We start from the raw sequence: 3,574 nt of genomic DNA on the forward strand, positions 1-3,574 counted from the left end.
CGCCCGCTCGCGCAGCGCCGTCACCACGAGCGCGCGCGTCAGCCCGGCCTGCGCGGCGACCTCGCGCACGGTCGGCATGACGTCGGCGACGCGCACCTCCAGCGTCGGGACGTGCGCGGAAGGGCGCGCGAGCCAGTAGGCGTTGCGGGCGCGCTCGGGGAGGACGCCGGTCGCGAAGAGCCGGCGGTGGGTGGCGTCGTAGTCGGCCGCGTCCGCGAAGTACGGCGGGATCTGCGTCGTGGGCCAGCGCGAGAGGACCATCGTGCGCCAGCTCGCGAACCCGGTGTCCACGCCGTGCTCGTACGGGGAGTTCGCCGAGAGCGCGAGGAGCACGGGCAGCCAGGGGCGCACGTGGTCGAGGGCGTGCACCGCGGCCTCGCGGTCGGGGACGCCGACGTGGACGTGGCAGCCGCAGGTCTCGGTGCCCTCGGCGAGGAGCCGGTAGAGCCCGGCGACGTCGCGGTAGTGCGGGGCCGCGGTGGGGGTGCGGGGCGGGGCCTGGCGCGCCGCCGTGCCGTGGGCGAGGACGCGGCAGCCGGCCTTCCCAGCCGCCTCGACGAGGCGTTCGCGCGCGGCGGAGACCTCGGCGCGCAGCTCGGGCAGGCCCGCGCACACCGGACTCGTCGTCTCGATCATGCTGCTGAGCAGTTCGCGCTGCGGGACCGTCACCGCTCCGCCCGGGTGGAGCCGGTGGTGCACGTCGAGTACCCGTTCGGCGGCGTCGACCGGGAGCAGGGTCTCGGCGTCGACCAGCAGGAACTCCTCCTCGACGCCGAGAGTGGGGGGCGCGCTGGGGGCCGGGGGTAAGCCCGCGCCCCCGCTCTGCGTTGGGCTGGCGGGCATGCGGCAGCTCCTTGGGAGTGGAGTGGGACGCGGGGCCCCGGCGGCGGGCCCCGGGGCCGGGCCTCTCCACTTTGCCGCCGGCGGGAGGGGCTCAGGAGAGCGCATACGGGGCGCCCCGGCGCACGGAGTCCGTGCTTCCGCGATCCGGGGGCGCGAAGGTCCTTCGCCGCGCGACGCGACCAGGCGTTACGCTGGCCGCATCACCGGACACGGGGTGCCCCACCAGGGGCTGAGATCACACCCGTCGAACCTGAACCAGCTCGTACTGGCGGAGGGATGTCTTCCATGTCATTGCCGCATGCCCCCGGACGCGCCCCGGAGGGCGCGGCCCTTCAGCAGGCGCGGCCGGCCGCTCGTGTCTTCGGCGGCCGGATGCCCGAGGCCCCCGGCGACCTGCGCGTCGAGGCGCACGGCATCGCGCCGGTGCCCGAGGACCGGCGCTACGGCGGCCCGGGCAGGCTCTTCACGGTGTGGTTCGCGCCGAACCTCACCATGACGGGCGTCTTCACGGGCACCCTCGGCATCGTCCTCGGCCTCGACTTCGCGACCGCGCTCGCCGCCGTCGTCGCGGGCACGCTGCTCGGGGCGGTGCCCGTCGCGTACCTCGGTACGTGGGGCAGCAGGACCGGCGCCGGTCAGCTCCCGCTCTCGCGGCTCGCCTTCGGGCCCGCGGTCGTCCTGCCGGGCATCCTCCAGTGGCTCTCCTCGGTCGCGTGGGACGCGCTCATCGGCCTCTTCGGCGGGGACGCGCTCGCGCGGCTCCTCGGCTGGCCGTTCTGGCTCGGCGTGCTCGTCATGATGGCCGTGCAGGGCCTCGTGGGGGCGCTCGGTTACGAGGCGATCCACCGGCTCCAGAAGCTCATGTCGTTCGTCCTCGCGGTGGCCTTCGTCGTCCTCGCCGTGAAGATGCTCGACGGCGTGAGCCCGGCGACGAGCGGCACCGTCCACGGCATGGACCGCTTCGGCGCGATCATGCTGACCAGCACGGTCGCGCTGAGCCTGTCGCTGTCCTGGGCCCCGTACGCGAGCGACTTCAGCCGCTACCTGCCGGCGAAGACCTCGCGCACGCGGATGTTCTGGTACACGCTGCTCGGTGTGAGCCTGTCCTTCGTCGTGGTGCAGACGCTCGGCCTGTGGGGCGCCTCGGTGTTCACCGACCAGACGGCGGGCGGCGTGCAGAAGCTGCTCGGCGGGGGCTGGCTCGGCGGCTTCGGGCTGCTCGCCGTCGCGCTCGCGGCGCTGTGCAGCAACGCGATGAACGACTACAGCGGCTCGCTCGCGCTCCAGACGGTCGGCGTGCGCGTCCCGCGCCCCTTCGCCGCCGCCGGTGCCGCGGCGCTCGGGCTGCCGCTCGTGCTGTGGATGCACGCCGCCGACACGACCGCGCGCTTCCAGAACGTGCTGCTCTTCGTGGGCTACTGGATTCCGGGGTTCGTCGCCGTCGTCGTCGTGGACTGGCGCGTACGGGCCCGGGAACGGGCGCGTACGGGCGCGGGGCTCGACCTCGCCGCCGAGAGCGCGCGCCCCGTGCCCTGGTGGCCCGCTCCCCTGGCCTTCCTCGCGGGTTTCGCCGCCGCCGTGCCGTTCATGAACACCTCGCTGTACGCGGGTCCCGTCGCCGACGCGCTGCACGGCGCCGACCTCGCCTACTACGTCGCCTTCGTGGTGGCGCTGCTCGTCTACGCCCCGCTGCGGCTGCGCACCCGGCGCGACCGCGCCTCCGTCTGACCCCGCCCCCCAGGAGCCCTCCCATGTCCTCGCTGGAAGCAAGCCGCGCCGCGCTCGCGCGGGTACGCGGCGCCGAGCCGCTCGTGCAGTGCCTGACCAACACGGTCGTCACGAACTTCACCGCGAACGCGCTGCTCGCGCTCGGCGCCTCGCCCGCGATGGTCGACATCCCGGTCGAGGCGAGCGCCTTCGCGCGGGTCGCGGGCGGCGTCCTCGTCAACCTCGGCACGCCGCAGGCCGAGCAGCGCGCCGCGATGACGGAGGTGGCGACGGCGGCGCGCGAGGCGGGCACGCCGTGGGTGCTCGACCCGGTCGCGATCGGGGCGCTCCCGGTGCGTACGCCGCTCGCCCACGCGTTGCTCGCGCTCGGCCCCGCGGTCGTACGGGGCAACGCCTCCGAGATCCTGGCGCTCGCGGGGGCCGGGGCGGGCGGGCGCGGCGTGGACGCGGCCGAGAAGGTCGAGCAGGCGGCGGACGCGGCGCGGGAGCTGGCCCGGACGAGCGGCGCGGTCGTCGCGGTCTCGGGGCCCGTGGACCTCGTGACGGACGGGACGCGGACGGTGCGGATCGCGAACGGGGACGCGCTGCTCACGAAGGTGACGGGCGGCGGGTGCGCGCTCGGCGCGGTGATGGCGGCCTTCGCGGCGGTGACGGAGGACGTGCTCGACGCGACGGTGGCGGCGGTGACGACGTACACGGTCGCGGCCGAGCTGGCGGCGCGGGGGCGCCCGGGACCGGGGACCTTCGCGGTCCGCTTCCTGGACGCGCTGGCCGCCGTGGGGGACGGGGACCTCGTGGCGCGGGCGGCGCTGTCGTGACAGCGGACCTCTCGGTGTACCTCGTGACGGACACCGCGCAGTGCGCCGCGCGCGGGCGGACCGTCGCGGAGACGGTCGCCGCCGCGGTGGCGGGCGGGGTCACGGCGGTGCAGGTGCGCGAGAAGGACGCGGGCGGGCGGGCCTTCCTGGAGCAGGTGCGCGCGGTGGCCGCCGTGCTGCCGCCG

General features: G+C 75.8%; 4 protein-coding genes and 1 riboswitch. Of the genes, 3 read left to right on the forward strand and 1 reads right to left on the reverse strand.

Going from position 1 to position 3,574, the window contains the following annotated elements:
- Window positions 1-843: YbdK family carboxylate-amine ligase (locus G3I42_RS06170; RefSeq protein ID WP_164283122.1), on the reverse strand; the 843-nt coding region annotated here is incomplete at its 3' end.
- Between the two features lie 200 nt (window positions 844-1,043).
- Window positions 1,044-1,137, forward strand: a riboswitch (TPP riboswitch).
- Between the two features lie 78 nt (window positions 1,138-1,215).
- Between G3I42_RS06170 and G3I42_RS06175 the strand changes: the two genes are divergently transcribed.
- The 3 genes from G3I42_RS06175 to G3I42_RS37405 all read left to right on the forward strand — a co-directional run.
- Window positions 1,216-2,571, forward strand: coding sequence for a cytosine permease (locus tag G3I42_RS06175; RefSeq protein WP_203606423.1), 1,356 nt, complete (start codon window positions 1,216-1,218; stop codon window positions 2,569-2,571).
- 23 nt (window positions 2,572-2,594) lie between these two features.
- Entirely contained in the window at window positions 2,595-3,389 is a 795-nt protein-coding gene (gene thiM / locus G3I42_RS06180) for a hydroxyethylthiazole kinase (protein WP_164283124.1), read from the forward strand.
- Window positions 3,386-3,574 (forward strand): thiamine phosphate synthase (locus G3I42_RS37405; RefSeq protein WP_343244467.1); only part of this gene is annotated, 189 nt, incomplete at its 3' end. The genes thiM and G3I42_RS37405, both read left to right, overlap by 4 nt.

The sequence above is a fragment of the Streptomyces sp. SID11385 genome (assembly GCF_010548245.1).
Lineage (GTDB): Bacteria > Actinomycetota > Actinomycetes > Streptomycetales > Streptomycetaceae > Streptomyces.

Bases quoted from the DNA above. Each gene is read 5' to 3' on its own strand.
- G3I42_RS06175 (WP_203606423.1), top strand. From the start codon at position 1,216: ATGCCCGAGGCCCCCGGCGACCTGCGCGTCGAGGCGCACGGCATCGCG.
- thiM (WP_164283124.1), top strand. From the start codon at position 2,595: ATGTCCTCGCTGGAAGCAAGCCGCGCCGCGCTCGCGCGGGTACGCGGC.